This window comes from Corallococcus sp. AB011P (assembly GCF_003611605.1).
In the GTDB taxonomy this organism is placed as follows: domain Bacteria; phylum Myxococcota; class Myxococcia; order Myxococcales; family Myxococcaceae; genus Corallococcus; species Corallococcus coralloides.
This window is the reverse complement of record NZ_RAVX01000005.1, coordinates 395,926-410,245: the sequence shown is the minus strand read 5'-3', so window position 1 is coordinate 410,245 and position 14,320 is coordinate 395,926. Positions and strand designations below refer to the sequence as shown.

14 protein-coding genes and 1 tRNA gene are annotated in these 14,320 nt (G+C 70.5%); 8 read left to right on the top strand and 7 right to left on the bottom strand.

The genetic code is table 11. The features are described 5' to 3' along the window. The first annotated feature begins 106 nt into the window (after positions 1-106). The 6 genes from iscU to D7X30_RS17420 all read left to right on the top strand — a co-directional run bounded on the left by iscU (position 107) and on the right by D7X30_RS17420 (position 3,967). Positions 107-499, top strand: a complete 393-nt coding sequence (gene iscU, locus D7X30_RS17445; RefSeq protein ID WP_120553652.1) for a Fe-S cluster assembly scaffold IscU — start codon at positions 107-109, stop codon at positions 497-499. 40 nt (positions 500-539) lie between these two features. After that, on the top strand, positions 540-923 hold the full coding sequence (locus tag D7X30_RS17440) for an iron-sulfur cluster assembly accessory protein (RefSeq protein WP_120564057.1): 384 nt from the start codon (positions 540-542) through the stop codon (positions 921-923). Between the two features lie 105 nt (positions 924-1,028). Beyond that, on the top strand, positions 1,029-1,577 hold the full coding sequence (gene hscB / locus D7X30_RS17435; protein WP_120564188.1) for a Fe-S protein assembly co-chaperone HscB: 549 nt from the start codon (positions 1,029-1,031) through the stop codon (positions 1,575-1,577). Beyond that, positions 1,574-3,418: a Fe-S protein assembly chaperone HscA gene (gene hscA / locus D7X30_RS17430; protein WP_120564056.1), complete on the top strand. Its 1,845-nt coding sequence runs from the start codon at positions 1,574-1,576 to the stop codon at positions 3,416-3,418. The genes hscB and hscA overlap by 4 nt, the downstream gene beginning before the upstream one ends. A 3-nt stretch (positions 3,419-3,421) precedes the next feature. Further along, complete coding sequence (locus D7X30_RS17425; RefSeq protein WP_120564055.1) at positions 3,422-3,799, top strand: 2Fe-2S iron-sulfur cluster-binding protein; 378 nt, start codon at positions 3,422-3,424, stop codon at positions 3,797-3,799. Positions 3,800-3,883: 84 nt separating this feature from the next. Continuing rightward, positions 3,884-3,967 (top strand) — tRNA-Leu (locus D7X30_RS17420). Positions 3,968-4,043: 76 nt separating this feature from the next. On the opposite strand, the gene D7X30_RS17415 is transcribed toward D7X30_RS17420, so the two are convergent. Both D7X30_RS17415 and D7X30_RS17410 read right to left on the bottom strand, forming a co-directional pair. Next, a complete protein-coding gene (locus D7X30_RS17415) occupies positions 4,044-5,126 on the bottom strand; it encodes a lysylphosphatidylglycerol synthase transmembrane domain-containing protein (RefSeq protein WP_120564054.1) in 1,083 nt (360 codons plus the stop codon). A 20-nt stretch (positions 5,127-5,146) separates the two neighbouring features. Continuing rightward, the gene (locus D7X30_RS17410; RefSeq protein WP_120564187.1) at positions 5,147-6,739 is read right to left on the bottom strand and encodes an alkaline phosphatase family protein; all 1,593 of its coding nucleotides are present in this window, start codon (positions 6,737-6,739) and stop codon (positions 5,147-5,149) included. Positions 6,740-6,892: 153 nt separating this feature from the next. On the opposite strand from D7X30_RS17410, the gene D7X30_RS17405 reads away from it, so the two are divergent. Further along, on the top strand, positions 6,893-8,071 hold the full coding sequence (locus D7X30_RS17405) for a BamA/TamA family outer membrane protein (RefSeq protein WP_120564053.1): 1,179 nt from the start codon (positions 6,893-6,895) through the stop codon (positions 8,069-8,071). A 30-nt stretch (positions 8,072-8,101) separates the two neighbouring features. On the opposite strand, the gene D7X30_RS17400 is transcribed toward D7X30_RS17405, so the two are convergent. The 5 genes from D7X30_RS17400 to fni form a co-directional block, all read right to left on the bottom strand. Beyond that, positions 8,102-9,181: a mevalonate kinase gene (locus tag D7X30_RS17400; protein WP_120564052.1), complete on the bottom strand. Its 1,080-nt coding sequence runs from the start codon at positions 9,179-9,181 to the stop codon at positions 8,102-8,104. Next, complete coding sequence (mvaD, locus tag D7X30_RS17395; RefSeq protein WP_120564051.1) at positions 9,181-10,167, bottom strand: diphosphomevalonate decarboxylase; 987 nt, start codon at positions 10,165-10,167, stop codon at positions 9,181-9,183. Before mvaD ends, D7X30_RS17400 begins: the two co-directional genes overlap by 1 nt. After that, a complete protein-coding gene (gene mvk / locus D7X30_RS17390) occupies positions 10,164-11,102 on the bottom strand; it encodes a mevalonate kinase (RefSeq protein ID WP_120564050.1) in 939 nt (312 codons plus the stop codon). Before mvk ends, mvaD begins: the two co-directional genes overlap by 4 nt. 106 nt (positions 11,103-11,208) lie before the next feature. After that, complete coding sequence (locus D7X30_RS17385; protein ID WP_120564049.1) at positions 11,209-12,537, bottom strand: hydroxymethylglutaryl-CoA reductase, degradative; 1,329 nt, start codon at positions 12,535-12,537, stop codon at positions 11,209-11,211. Between the two features lie 33 nt (positions 12,538-12,570). Then, on the bottom strand, positions 12,571-13,629 hold the full coding sequence (gene fni, locus D7X30_RS17380; RefSeq protein ID WP_120564048.1) for a type 2 isopentenyl-diphosphate Delta-isomerase: 1,059 nt from the start codon (positions 13,627-13,629) through the stop codon (positions 12,571-12,573). A gap of 151 nt (positions 13,630-13,780) precedes the next feature. Here fni and D7X30_RS17375 point away from each other — a divergent pair, with 151 nt between their 5' ends. Then, positions 13,781-14,200 (top strand): hypothetical protein, encoded by a 420-nt coding sequence (locus D7X30_RS17375; protein WP_120564047.1) that lies wholly within the window; start codon positions 13,781-13,783, stop codon positions 14,198-14,200. Positions 14,201-14,320: the final 120 nt, after the last annotated feature.

The window sequence follows — 14,320 nt, the reverse complement described above, 5'->3', positions numbered from 1 at the left end:
CCTCAAGACTTCCCGCCGGGCACGGAAGCCCCCGCCCGCCCGGCCGCGCATCGGTTGTCTCCGAAGCGCATCAGTTCAAGCGTTGTGCAGAAGGAGCGTGAGACGCATGGCTTACAGCGAGAAGGTCATCGAGCACTACGAGAACCCCCGCAACGTGGGGACGCTCGACAAGAACGACCCGAACGTCGGCACGGGCCTCGTGGGCGCCCCCGCCTGCGGCGACGTGATGCGCCTCCAGCTGAAGATCAGCGACTCGGGCGTGATTGAGGACGCGCGGTTCAAGACCTTCGGCTGCGGCTCCGCCATCGCGTCCAGCTCGCTCGTCACCGAGTGGGTGAAGGGCAAGACGGTGGATCAGGCCATGACCATCTCCAACAAGGACGTGGCCCGGGAGCTGGCGCTGCCCCCAGTGAAGATCCACTGCTCCGTGCTGGCCGAGGACGCCATCAAGGCGGCCATCGAAGACTTCAAGAAGAAGCGCGCGTCGCGGCAGGCCTGAAGTCCCGCGCGGCACCTCTTCCAGGATTGAGGACGACCCCATGAACGAGCAGGCCCAGACGACCCAGGCCCCTCAGACGCCCCCCAAGCCGGCCCCCAAGGGCATTGGCCTGGCGGACAGCGCGGTGGCGCGCCTCAAGCAGCTGCTGGCGGAACGGCAGACGCCGGACGCCGGTCTGCGCATCGCGGTGAAGGGCGGCGGGTGCTCCGGCCTCCAGTACTCCATGGAGTGGTCGGAGAAGTCCCGCGAGCGCGACAAGGTCTTCGAGCGCGACGGCGTGCGCGTCTTCGTGGACCCGAAGAGCTACCTGTACCTCATCGGCACGGAGCTGGTGTTCGAGCAGACGCTGATGGCGTCCGGCTTCAAGCTGAACAACCCCAACATCAAGGCCGCCTGCGGCTGCGGAGAGAGCTTCTCCGTCTGAGCCTGAAGTGGCCTTCCCGCCCGCCCCGTCGGTCAGGGAGCGGGCAGCAGGGGTCCGGCCCGGTGCCGGGCCCCTTTTTCGTTTTCCCATGAGGATGTGCGCACCGTGAGGACCCACTTCGACGTGTTCGGGCTGCCCCGCTCCCACGCCGTGGACGTGCCGGCCCTGGAGAAGCAGTACCGGGAGCTGTCGCTCCAGCTGCATCCGGACCGCGTCGGACCCGGTGACGCGAAGGCGCGCCTGGCCGCCGTGGAGGGCACCACCGCCCTCAACGGGGCCTTCAAGACGCTGAAGGACCCGGTGCGCCGCGCCTTCTACCTGCTCAAGCTCCACGGCGTGGACCTGGACCGCGAGGACGCGGGCGCCCAGAAGGACATGCCCCTGGAGTTCCTGGAGGAGGTCATGGAGCTGCGCGAGGCTTTGGATGAAGCCATCGCGGCCAGGGACCTGCCGAAGGCCCAGGCCATGGCGAAGGACGTGGCGGGCCGCAAGGCGGCGGCCCTCCAGGAGGCCGTGGCGGCGCTCGGTACGCTGGAGGGCGCCGGGGATTCTCCGGACGGGGTGAGAAAGGCATCGCACGCGCTGGGGCGGGTGCGCTACTTCACGCGCTTCCTCGAGCAGGTGGACGCGTTCGAGGAGGAGGTGCTCGCGTGAGCAACAACGGCTATCTGCAGATCCACGACCCGCTCAAGCCGAAGGGCCACGTGGTGGGCATCGACCTGGGCACCACGCACTCGCTGGTGGCGTCCGTGTCCCAGGGCAAGCCCCGGTGCGTTCCGGTGGACGATGGTGACTCGCTGCTGCTCCCATCGGTCGTGCACTACGGTAGGGACGGCGGCGTGGTGGTGGGCGCACGCGCGCGGAAGCTCGCGGCCGAGGCCCCCACGGACACCATCGTGTCGGTGAAGCGCTTCATGGGCCGAAGCCCGGACGACCCGGAGACGCGCAAGCTGGGCCACTACGACTTCGCCCCCGGCGCCAACGTGGTGCGCTTCAACGTGGCCGGTGGCCAGCCGGTGACGCCCATTGAAGTGTCGGGCGAAATCCTGCGCGCCCTGAAGCGCCGCGCGGAGGCGCACTTCTCCGGCAAGGTGGAGCAGGCCGTAATCACCGTGCCCGCCTACTTCGACGACGCCCAGCGCCAGGCCACCCGCGACGCGGGGAAGCTCGCGGGACTGGAGGTCCTGCGCCTGCTCAACGAGCCCACCGCCGCCGCGCTGGCGTACGGCCTGGACAAGGGCAGCCAGGGGATGTTCGCCGTCTACGATTTGGGCGGCGGCACGTTCGACATCTCCATCCTCAAGCTGGAGGACGGCGTCTTCGAGGTGAAGTCCACCGGCGGTGACTCCGCGCTCGGCGGCGACGACTTCGACCGCGCCATCGCGCAGCACGTGCTCCAGAAGCGGGGCGTCCAGGCCCCCACTCCCGCGCAGGTGGCGGAGCTGATGGTCGCCGCTCGAAAGGCGAAGGAGGCGCTCACCGACGCGGCGGAGGTCACGCTCAGCGTGGAGGGCCATTCGCAGCCGCTGTCCCGCGCGGACTTCGAGGCGTGGATCCAGCCGCTCGTGGCGAAGACGGGCACGGTGTGCCGGCGGGCCCTGAAGGACGCGGGCGTGGCGGCGGGCGAGCTGGACGGCGTCATCCTGGTGGGTGGCTCCACGCGCGTGCCCGCGGTGCGCCGCTTCGTGGCGGAGCTGTTCGGCCGCGAGCCCCTGGGCGACATCGATCCGGATCAGGTCGTGGCGCTGGGCGCGGCAGTGCAGGCGAGCCTCCTCACCGACGGCGACCGTCAGGACGAGGTGCTGCTGCTGGACGTCATCCCCCTGTCGCTGGGCCTGGAGACGATGGGCGGCATCACGGAGAAGCTGATCCCTCGCAACTCCACCATCCCCACGGCGGCGGCGCAGGTGTTCACCACGTTCAAGGACGGGCAGACGGGCCTGGACGTGCACGTGGTGCAGGGCGAGCGCGAGCTGGTGCAGGACAACCGCAGCCTCGCGCGCTTCACGCTCTCCGGCATCCCCACCATGGCGGCCGGCATGGCCCGCGTGGAGGTGCGCTTCCAGGTGGACGCGGACGGCATCCTGTCCGTCACCGCGAAGGAGCAGAGCACCGGCGTGGCGCAGGCCATCACCGTGAAGCCCAGCCATGGCCTGACGGAGGAGGAGATTGAGAAGATGCTCCTCGACTCCATCGACTTCGCGGAGGACGACATCCAGGCCCGCCAGCTGCGCGAGCAGCAGGTGGAGGCCGAGCGCGTCCTCTCCGAGGCCGACCGCCAGCTGCGCGAGAACGCCACGCTGCTCCAGGCCGGCGAGCCGGAGGCCATCCAGGCCGCCATGGCTCGCGTGCGCGAAGCCGCGCAGGGCAAGGACTACCTGGCCGTGAAGGAGGCCCTGCACGCGCTGGACGAGGCGTCCCGGGCCTTCATCGAACGGGTCATGAACCACGCCATCACCCAGGTGGTGTCCGGCCATTCCGTGGAGGAGTACTGAGCCGTGCCCAAGGTCACCTTCAAGAGCCCCCTGGCCGAGGTCGCCGTGGACGTGCCCCAAGGCACCACCCTGCTGGACGCCGCGGAGAAGGGCGAGGCCCAGGTGGGCCACAGCTGCGGCGGCGTGTGCGGGTGCTCCACCTGCCATGTCTGGATCCGCAAGGGCCTGGACTCGCTGAGCGAGCAGCGTGACGACGAGATGGACCGCCTGGACATGGGCTTCGACGTCCGGCCGTACTCCCGCCTGTCCTGCCAGACGGAGGTCGGCGGCGAGGACGTCACGGTGGAGATCACCGAAGAGTCGCTGGTCGCCTTCATGGACGAGAACCCGGCCATCCGCCGCAAGCTCGAGTCCGAGGGCCGCTGGCCGCTGAAGAAGTAGCCTGAAAAAGGATGCTTGACCGGGCGGGGGAGGTTCTCTATACGTCTCGCCCATCGCGGCGCCGCAAGGCACCGCGAGCCACCTGCCCAGGTGGTGGAATTGGTAGACACACTAGATTCAGGGTCTAGCGCCTGCAAGGGCATGGAGGTTCGAGTCCTCTCCTGGGCATGAAGTAATCGAAGGGCCCCGACCACAAGTCGGGGCCCTTTTTGTTTTCCGGCCCTGCCCTCTTCGCACGGGCGGCTCAGGGCGGCGCGGGTTCCACGGACTCATGCGCCACGTGGTGCGCGGCGGCGTTGGCCAGCCGGCCGCCCTTGCGCAGGTCGCGGATCCGCAGCTTGGAGCGGTGCACGCACCAGGCGCCCACGGCCACCTGGCTGATGACGGTGCCCAGGTGGGTGAGCGTGGCGAAGGCCGCCGCGTCCTCCGGGTGGGAGCCCAGCGCGCGCGCCGCCCAACTGGTGACGAAGTAGTAGATGCCCATGCCCGCCGGGACGCCCGGCAGCGACTGCCCCAGGGAGATGGCGCCCAGTACGACGGCGCCCGCGAAGAGCCCACCGGGGATGTGGACGCCGTGCAGCGCCAGGCCGTACGCCAGCGCGGAGGCGAACACCGGGAAGATGGAGAAGAAGAACACCTTCGCCATGCCCTTGAAGGAGCGCGCGGTGCCCAAGCCCTCGCCCACGTGATTCAGGAAGCTGTCCACGCGGGGCATGGTGTGACGCTGGTGCAGCCAGCGGCCCAGGGGCGCCGCCCAGTGGGCCAGCAGCACCACCAGCGCCACCAGGCCGATGCACAGCGACAGCGCCACGTGCAGCTCCGTCCGGAAGTGGGCCATGGTCTCGCCGAAGGGGCCCAGGAAGGACAGGGCCACCAGCAGCATCAAGCAGGCGAACTCCATCAGCTTGCACACGCCCACGGAGCCCAGGCTCCGGATGAAGGGAATGTTGTGCGTGCGCGACAGGAGGAAGGAGCGCGTCACCTCGCCCAGCTTCCCCGGCAGCGCGTTGTGCACGAAGGCGCCAATGCCCACCAGCTGGAAGCGGTCCTTGAACGGGATGGGCTTGCGCAGCGTGGCCTGCCACTGCACCGCCCGGAGCGGCACCAGCGACGCCTGCAGCAGCATGAACGGCACCAGCCACACCAGGTGCCCCGGCAGGTCACGGACGAACTTGTCCAGGGGGAAGCGCGGCGTCAGCAGGTCCCCGGATCCGCTCAGGTTCCACTTGAAGAACGCGGTGGAGAGCAGGAGCAGGGACAGGACGAGCCCCACCACTCCGCCCAGCACCTTGAGCCACGTGCGTCCACCGGCGTTGGGAAGCCGCATGGTCCTCCCCTTCCTCGGTTTCAATGGAGAATCCGCGGTGAGCCGGTGTCCAGGTAGGCCTCCGCCAGGCGCTCGTGCAACCGCGCGCAGTGGCTGAGGCCAGACAGGTCCACCGGGCCGTTCGCTGGCCACATCACCAGGCTGTCGGACTCCACGCGCGTCAAGCCGCCGTGCGAGCCGAACTCCCACGCGAAGCCCACCGTGCCGCCCTTCTGCACGGCTTCACCGAAGAGGACCAGGTCCCCCGCGGTGTCCATGCGCGGCAGTCCGTGGAGGAAGTCCGCCACGGCGCGCTTGCTGTACTCGGTGGTGAGCGGCGCGCGGTCCAGGTCCTCCGGGCCGTAGACGCCCCCGCCCATCACCACCACCGCCTCCGCGCCCCGGCGCATCGCCACCATGCCGATGTCCGGGTTGTTCGTGGCCCGGGCCAGCACCTCCGGATGCCGCGCCAGCAGCTCGCGCGCCTCCAGCGGCGCGGGACGGCCGCTCAGGTAGACGTGGGCGAAGTTGCCGGCCTCCACCACCACCGGGATGAAGGGCTCGCGCGCGGCGGTGTCCGGGGCGGGAGGCTGGCGCCCGTCCAGCAGGCCGCGGTGTACGTCGGCGCGCAGCGGAGGCACCTCGCCCTCGAAGAGGACGGCCTCCAGGCGCCGGCCCTGGCGCTGCTCCAGGGGCAGGCTGTCCACGTGGCCGTGATCCGACAGGAAGATGACGTCGTAGGGCTCCGGCGCGGCGCGGGCCACGGCGAACAGCCCCGCCAGCGACGCGTCCGCGCGGTGCAGCTCCTGCATCGCCAGCTCCGAGCGCGGGCCGCGGCGGTGGGCCACTTCATCGTAGTTGCCGTAGACCAGGTAGATGAGCGGCACGCCGCGCACCATGTCCACCAGGGACTTGGTGTACGCGAAGCTCCAGCCCAACCGCTGGAGGAGGATGCGGCTGACGAGGAAACCCTGCTCGTGGCGCCAGTCATTGAGCGAGCGCGCCCACTGGCGCACCTCGCGCGCGGCCTGCCAGGACTCCATGCCGAAGGAACGCAGGAAGTCCCACGCGCCCTTCGTGCGCGCCGACCCCAGGCCCTGAAGCTCGTACGCGAACGAGCGCGCCATGAGCTTGAAGCTCGACAGCGTGCTCATGCACATGCGGTTCATGGCGCCCGCGTGGAAGAGCGAGAAGTACGTGTGGCCGCCGTGGTCCAACAAGCTCGTGCGGCCGTGGCCTCGCAGGCGCGCGTCGATGGCCATCGCGTCGCCCGGGGTGTTCATCTGCACCTTGCGGCCGAGCGCCCGGTCGTACCAGCTGTAGCCCGGCAGGTTCGGGTGTTGCAGCCCGTAGAGCAGCCCCGCCTGGAAGAACGGCGTGGACGTGGGCGCGCCCCAGAATGCGTTCTCCAGGTGATACGCGCCAGAGCGGACCAACTGTGAAACAAAGGGCATGCGCCCTGTGACAATGGCCTCGTCGAGCAGCGCCTTGGGCACACCGTCCAGGTGGACGAGCAGAGCGTTCCGAGGCCGACGCGCCGCCACGGGCGGAACTTTCGATCCAATCCTCCGGACGAGGGTATTCGCCCAGTTTCGTGAATTCTCGCTGACGAGCTCGTTGAGACTTTCGCGCACGTTGACGGCTCCCCCATCCCCCAAGGCAAAATGGGCATTCAGGGGGACAGGAGCTTCCGGGGCCGTGTTGCTCTCTTGGAGAGCAGGCGGGCGGATGAGCTGGCTGTCCCGGGCTGGAATCGATGCGCCCCCTCGGGGCTTCACGGGGTTTCGATGCTGGCTCCAGTCGTCTTCCTCTTCTTCATGCTGCTGTCGCTGAGCGCCGTGGCGGCAGGCCGCTCCGCGCCCGGGCTCGTGCCGGTGAAGCGGACGCCGACGATGGACGGCATCGCGCTGCCGCTCGTGTCCTTCAGCTCGGATCAGGGCTTCGGCTACGGCGCTGTCGGCGGCATGTACCTCTATGGCGACGGCACGAAGACGCCCTACGCGCATGCCCTGTCCGCGCAGGTGTTCTTCACCGCGCGCGGCGCCATGAATCATTACCTCCGTTACGACGGCCCGCAGTTGCTGGGGCCCCTGCGTTTGGAGGGACGGCTGGAGTACCGCCAGGAGAAGAGCAGCCCCTTCTTCGGCGCGGGCAACCTGTCCGCCCCGGACTTCCGGGGTGACGTGGATGACCAGAAGTACAACTACGACAAGGGCTCGCCGGGCCTCTGGGTGCGTCTGCGCGGGCGGCCCTTCGGTGAGAAGCACCCGTTCCAGTCGTACGTGGGCTACGGCTGGCGCTACACGAGCGTGTCACCCTACGCGACGTCCATCCTGGCGCAGGAGAAGCCCATCGGCATCGAGGGCGGGCCCAGCGGGCAGCTGCTCGCGGGCGCGCTCTGGGACACGCGCGACGACGAGTCCGACCCCACGTCCGGCGGTGTGGAGGAGATAGCGCTGCGGGTGTCGGGCCTGGCCACCTTCAGCCGCTACCAGTACGCGGGCGTGACGCTGAGCGAGCGCCGCTACATCCGCATCACCCCGCGGCTCGTCTTCGCGCAGCGGCTCACGTTGGACATGCTCTTCGGGGAGGTGCCGTTCTTCGAGTGGATGACCACGGGCGGCGTCAACGTGTCCGAGGGCATTGGCGGCATGAGCAGCGTGCGCGGCATCGAGCGCAACCGCTTCGCCGGCAACGTGAAGGCGTTCAGCAACTCGGAGCTGCGCTTCCAGGCGGCGCGGATGGGCTTCTTCGGGCAGCCGCTGACGCTGGGCGCGGTGGTGTTCCTGGACCTGGGCCGCGTGTGGCATCCGGGTGTGACGGACGGCAAGTGGCATGAGTGGCACCCGGGCATCGGCGGCGGCCTGCGCTTCTCGCGCCGCGCGGCCGTGGTGCGCATGGACTACGCGCGCTCCACCGAGACGGGCCGTCAGCGCTTCTACATCACGTTCGGTCACATGTTCTAACGGCGGGCCCGGGCGCGCGCCGCGCTGATTTCACGTGAGCGCGTCCACCCAGCCACGAAGCCGCGCATCCGTCTGCGCTTCGCCGCGCACGCCCTGCTCCACGTCCAGCGTCAGCGTGAGGAAGCCGCGCGACTCCAGGCCCTCGCGCAGCGCTTCGCGCGCCTGTGCGTCCGGGGCGAAGAGGATGCAGCCGTCACCGCCGCCCGCGCCGGAGAGCTTGCCCGCGCAGTGGTACGACGCGGCGATGGCCAGCACGCGGCGCATGCCTTCTGTCTCCAGCGGGCCCAGCTCCAGGAGCAGCGCGTGCTGGGCCTTCACGGCTTCGGCGAAGGCACGGAAGTCGCCGCCACCCAGACCGTTCTCAATCGCATGGCCCAACGCATCCGAGCGCTCCACGAAGGCCTTGCGGCCTGCGTCCGCGAGGCGGGCTTCCACCTGGCCGATGAGGAGCTTCGTGGACGCGCTCTCACCGGTGAAGGCGTAGAGCATGGACACGCGCGGCACGGGCATGCGCCAGAGGTCCACGGGTGGGGACTCGGCGAGCGCGGCGTTGAAGCGGCCAGTGTTGGCGGCGTCCGCGAGCGCGGTGATGTCGTAGCGCCGGTAGCGCACGGCACCGCCGGCGAAGCTCGTGGCCACGTCGCCGCCGCTGCCCTTGCCGCCCTGTCCCAGCGTGTGCGCGGTGAGGGCGAGCTTCAGGACGTCGAACTTCTCCTCCAGCACGAAGCGCGCGGCCTCCGCGGCGAGCACCGTCGCGGACGCGCTGCCTCCAATGCCCAGCTTGTGGCCACCCGGGCCGAGCGCACCCGGAGCCACCGCCACGTCGAAGCCCACGCTCGCGCGGCCGTGCGCGCGCAGGGCTTCATCCAACGTGCGGGCGACGAAGGAGAAACCCGCGGGCACTTCGCGGTCCCACTTCACACCGCGGGGCGTGGTGAGCCCCTGGAGCGTCCCCTCCTCCAGGCAGATGTGCACGCGCGAGTCCTGACGCCTGCGCACATAGGCGGCCGTGCGTGGCGCCACGGCCGCGAGGCGCGACACGCCGCCCCACAGCACGGCGTACTCACCGGAGATGAACAGCTTGCCCGGGGCGGAGAGCGCTCGGTCCATCAGAACAGGTGCTCGGTGAGCAGCGTCGCGTCACCGCCGGGCACGCAGCGCACCACGTCCACTGCGCCGCAGGCGCGGGCCAGGGCCTCCGCCGCGACCTCGTGGGCCGCGGTCGTCAGCAGCACCGGGTTCGGCCCCGCGTCGAGCGTGAACCACACCGGCACGCCCTTCTTGCGCTGCTCGCGCAGGTGCTGGATGAGCCCCAGCGTCGCCGGGCTCAGGTAGGAGAGCGGCGGATCCGCCGAGAGCGTCGTGCAGTGCATGCGCCACGCGTTGCGCTCGCACAGCTCGCCCAGCGCCTCCAGGTCCTTCTTCGCGATGAGCTCCCGGGCGCGGGGGACTTCCGCCTCCGCGTCCTTCACCCACGCCGGATAGTAGGGGCTCGTCTCCACCGTGTTCTTCATCCCGTCCCGCGACTTCACCTCTTTCTCGCCGCGGTCGAGGATGGCCACCACCATGCGCAGGTCCGCCCAGTGCCCCGCGTCGAAGCGCTGCACGGCGTAGCTGTCCTCGCCGTCCTCACGCTCGCCGCGCATCCACTCGCAGAAGCCGCCCTGCACGCTGCGGCACGCGGAGCCGCTGCCCCGCCGCGCCAGGATGCTGGACGCCCGCGTGTCCTGGGGCAGCCCCGCCGCCGCGCGCCCCGCCACCGCCAGCGCCGCGAAGCCCGCCGCGCTGCTCGCCAGGCCCGCCGCCATCGGGAAGTCCCCGCGCGACACCACCTTCGCGGGTCCCAGGTCGCGCCCCGCCTGCACGCGCACCGCGTCCAACAGGCGCAGCACGCGGTCGCGCTCACTGCCCTTGGCCACGTGGCCGTGCAGCTCCACCGTGTCCGACGGCGCGCCGAACTCCACCGTCGTCGTCACGTGGATGGGGGCCAGCGTCAGCGACAGGCTGGACTGGTGCGGAAGGATGAGCGCCTCGTCGCGCTTTCCCCAGTACTTCACGAGCGCGATGTTGGGATGCGCCCGGACCGTTGCCTTCATGGAATGTCTCCCTGGACCCGCGGCCCCGCGAGCTGACTCGCGAAGCAGCGCACGCCGTCACGCGTCAGTTGCGCGACCACGGGCTCCGGTTCGGGGAAGAGGCCGATGACCGCGCCACCGTCACCTCCCGCCCCGGTGAATTTGGCCCCCAGCGCGCCCAGCGAGCGCAGCCGGAACACCATGTCCTCCAGCGCTGGTGACGACAACCCCAGCGCGTTCAGGAGGCCCTGGTTGACGTTCATCGCGTCCCCCAGCCCCTCCAGGTCGCCCGCCTCCACCGTCTTCGCCGCCTCGGTGACGAGCCTCCCCACCTGACCGAAGAGCCGCTTGTAGCGCTCCGGCCACCGCGCCTGCCGCTCGCGCAGCGCCCCCACCGTCAGCTTCGTGGGACTGCGCGCGCCCGCCAGCGCCACCACCACAGACACCGGCCGCGGACTCTTCAATTCGCGCGCGCGGCCCGTGACGCCCGCGGGCGCCTGCACCCGCCGGTAGAGGATGAGCTTCTCCTCCGCGCTCGTGGTGTGGTCCACGCCGGACGGAGTGCCGTGGAACTCCTGCTCCATCTCCCACGCCAGCCGCGCCGTCGCCTTCGCCGTGGGCTCCTGCCCCGCCGCCTGCAGCAGCACGCGCGACGTGGCCACCGCCAGCGCCGCGGAGCTGCCCAGCCCCGCGGACAGGGGCAGCTGCGGCTCCAGGGTAACCTTCACCTTCGGCTCGCCCACGAGCTTCGCCGCCCGCGCGAAGGCCTTGCGCATCATCCGCTTCTGCGCCGCGTCCGCCGTCACCGGCACGTCCAGCACGCACGAGCGCGAAGGCCCACCGCGCGCCACCACGCCGATGGTCAGCGGGCCGGCGATGGCGGGGTAGCCGTACACCACGCTGTGCTCGCCCAGCAGGATGACCTTGCCAGCACCGAAGGCGACCAGGGGATTCATTGCGGAAGTCATGGCACCAGGCACGCGAAGGGGGCGGGCGCCTTCATTCCGCGCCCCGCCCTGCCCCGTCAAGCGCTCCCACGAGGAGAGCGCCCGGGGGCGGACGTCAGCCGTTGGTGAGGGTGGCGACGGCGGGCGTCTCCGGCGGCAGGCTCGCGAGGATCTCCCGCGCCTTCTCCACCTTCACGTGCCCGGCCTTCACCAGCAGGTTGGCCACCTTCTCCACGTCCCCGCCGCGCGCGCCCGCCGTGACGGCGACGCTGCGCGCGTGCATGGCCATGTGGCCCTTCTGGATGCCCACGGAGCCCAGGGCGCGGAGCGCCGCGAAGTTCTGCGCCAGGCCCACCGCCGCGAACACCATGGACAGCTCACGCACGCTGGTCGCGCGCATCAGCTTGAGCGCCACCTGCGCGCCCGGGTGGATCTTGATGGGGCCGCCCACCAGCCCCAGCGCCAGCGGCAGCTCGATGCGGCCCACCAGGTGCCCTTCCTCCAGGTACCAGGTGGACAGCGGGCGGTACTGCCCCTTGCGGCACGCGAACGCGTGGGCGCCGGCCTCGATGGAGCGCCAGTCCTGCCCCGTGGCGATGGCCACCGCGTCGATGCCGTTCATCACGCCCTTGTTGTGCGTGGCGGCGCGGTACGGGTCGGCTTCCGCGAAGCGGCTCGCCTGCGCGATGCCCTCGGCGATGACCTCGCCCGGCAGGCCGAAGTCCGCCAGCAGCGGCAGCGGGATGCGGCACGTGGCGCGCGCGAGCCGCTTGTCCGCCAGGTTCGACAGGATGCGCAGGTACACCCGGCCGCCCGTCAGCTGCTCAATCAGCGGCGCCACGCCCTCCGCCATGGTGTTGATGAGGTTCGCCCCCATCGCCTCCTGCGCGTCGATGAGCAGGTGGACGATGAGCAGCGGCTCGCCGCGCGGCCCCTCCGGCGCGGGCAGGAGGCGCACCTCCACGTCCTTCGCGCCACCGCCGCGGGCCACCATGGCCGGGTGGAAGCTGTTGGCCAGGGCGAGGATTTCATCCTTCGCATCCAGGATCTTCTCGGACGCGCGGCCGGGGTCTCCGTAGTTGGAGACCTGCACCTGGCCGATCATCATCGACTCGTCGGCCTCCGCGATGAAGCCGCCCGACTCGCGGACGATCTTCGACGCGAACGACACCGCCGCCACGACGGAGGGCTCCTCCACCGCCATGGGCACCAGGTAGTCGCGCCCGTTGACGTTGAGGTTCAGGCCCAGGCCCAGCGGCAGGGAGAAGGTGCCCACCGCGTTTTCGATCATCTGGTTGGCGATCGACAGGTCCAGGCCGTTCTCGCCGCGCAGCTGGTCCAGCTCCGCCTCGGTCAGCCGGAACATCTGGCCAATGCGCGCCAGGCGTTCCTCCAGGGGCAGCTTGTGGAAACCGGCGAGCCGGGACGTCACGGTGTCAGACATGTTCTTCCTTCCCAACCTGGGATCCACCCTGCATCACAACGCCGCCAACCAATCCTTCAACGCGCCGGTCACCACGCGAGGCCGCTGCCGCAGCTGAGCGACGGTGCGGCTGCCCGTCAGCACCAGCGCCTGGCGCAGGCCCGTGAGGATGACCTTCAGCGCCTCCTCCGCCGCCGGCAGCCCGCCCTGCTGCTGGGCCCGGAACAGCGGCAGCGCCATGCCCGCCAGGTCCGCGCCCAGCGCGAGCACCTTCGCGGACTCCAGCCCGCCGCGCACGCCGCCGCTGGCCACGAGCCGGACCTCCTGCCCCACCGCCTTGCGCACGCTGGCGATGGCCGCCGCGGTGGGGATGCCCCATCCGCTGAACTCCTCGCCCACCTGGGCCTGCGAGCCCACCGCGCGAAGCTGCTCCACGCGCACCCACGACGTGCCACCCAGCCCGGAGACATCCACGTTGCGCACGCCCAGCTCCACCAGGCGCCGCGCCACGTCCGGACCGATGCCGCACCCGGTCTCCTTCACCAGCAACCGGTCGCCCATGGCACGCGCCAGCTCCTCCACCACGCGGTAGCCGCCGCGGAAGTCGCGGTCGCCTTCCGGCTGCGTCAGCTCCTGGCCCGCGTTGAGGTGCAGCGCCATGCCGTCCGCGCCAATGGCGTCCATCAACCGCCGCACGCCATCCACGCCCAGGCCAATGGCCTGGTACAGCCCGATGTTGCCCAAGAGCGCCACCGTGGGCGCCACGTCGCGCACCGCGTACGACGCCGTGCGCGAGGGGTGTTCCGCCATGGCGCGCTGGCTGCCCACGCCGAAGGCCAGGCCGTGCCGCTCCGCGAGCAGCGCCAGGTCCCGGTTCACCGCGCCCGCGCGGTCCGTGCCACCCGTCATCCCGGTGACGAGCAGCGGCGCCTGGAGTCGCTTGCCCAGGAACGGCGTGGACAGGTCCACGTCCTCCACCGCCATCTCCGGCATGGCGCAGTGGATGAGGTGCACGTTCTCCAGCAGCGTGGAGTTCCGTGCGGGTTCCACATCGCCGGTCGCGCACAGGTCGAGGTGGGCATCCTTCCGCCTGGCTGTCGTCTCGTCGCCCATGTCGCTGAAAGCCACCCGTGCTGTCGCTGCAAAAAACCTGTAAGCCTGGAAGGTCGTTGGGTTCCTACCAAGCGCCAGGGCCGAGGTGCAAGCCAAAGGGCCCCACCGGTCGCCCCCCGGGCGTGAATGGACGCGGTGGCTTCTGGACGGTATGAGCGACCGCGTGAGCACGCCGGACAACAGGGTCGTCGTCTTCCTGCACAGTGGCGAATACGACCGGGTGCACCAGGGGCTCTCCATCGCGGCGGCGGCGACGGCTGCCGGACGACGTGTGGAGGTGTACCTGTTCTGGTGGGCCCTGGAGCGCTTCCTGTTGGACAGGCTGGACGAACCGGACTTCGCCGGCCGCGAGGACGTGGCGGACCGCTTCGAGGCGCGCGGCATGCCCACCGTGCGTGCGCTGCTGGAGCACGTGCGCGAATCCGGGCTGGGCATGGTGGCGGGCTGCACGGGCTCGCTCGGTGCCCTGGGGAGCGAGTCGAAGGCGGGCGACAGTGGCATTGACGTCTGGCTCGGGTGGAGCGCCATCCTCCAGCGTACGGCGGGCGTGGCGGATCGTTTCTATCTTTAAGGCCGGCACTACCTTTGGGACGGGCGGCAGCCGGGGCCATGGGCCTCCGGGGTAGCCTGGACCCGTTACGTTGACGCCCCCTTGCTCCTGCTTACGTTTCGTGTGGCCCCCATGGCGGGG

Coding starts and splice junctions, on each gene's coding strand:
- D7X30_RS17440 (WP_120564057.1), top strand. CDS start 540: ATGAACGAGCAGGCCCAGACGACCCAGGCCCCTCAGACGCCCCCCAAG.
- fni (WP_120564048.1), bottom strand. CDS start 13,629: ATGGGCGACGAGACGACAGCCAGGCGGAAGGATGCCCACCTCGACCTG.
- mvk (WP_120564050.1), bottom strand. CDS start 11,102: ATGAATCCCCTGGTCGCCTTCGGTGCTGGCAAGGTCATCCTGCTGGGC.
- mvaD (WP_120564051.1), bottom strand. CDS start 10,167: ATGAAGGCAACGGTCCGGGCGCATCCCAACATCGCGCTCGTGAAGTAC.
- D7X30_RS17405 (WP_120564053.1), top strand. CDS start 6,893: ATGCTGGCTCCAGTCGTCTTCCTCTTCTTCATGCTGCTGTCGCTGAGC.
- D7X30_RS17415 (WP_120564054.1), bottom strand. CDS start 5,126: ATGCGGCTTCCCAACGCCGGTGGACGCACGTGGCTCAAGGTGCTGGGC.
- D7X30_RS17385 (WP_120564049.1), bottom strand. CDS start 12,537: ATGTCTGACACCGTGACGTCCCGGCTCGCCGGTTTCCACAAGCTGCCC.
- D7X30_RS17375 (WP_120564047.1), top strand. CDS start 13,781: ATGAGCGACCGCGTGAGCACGCCGGACAACAGGGTCGTCGTCTTCCTG.
- iscU (WP_120553652.1), top strand. CDS start 107: ATGGCTTACAGCGAGAAGGTCATCGAGCACTACGAGAACCCCCGCAAC.
- D7X30_RS17400 (WP_120564052.1), bottom strand. CDS start 9,181: ATGGACCGAGCGCTCTCCGCCCCGGGCAAGCTGTTCATCTCCGGTGAG.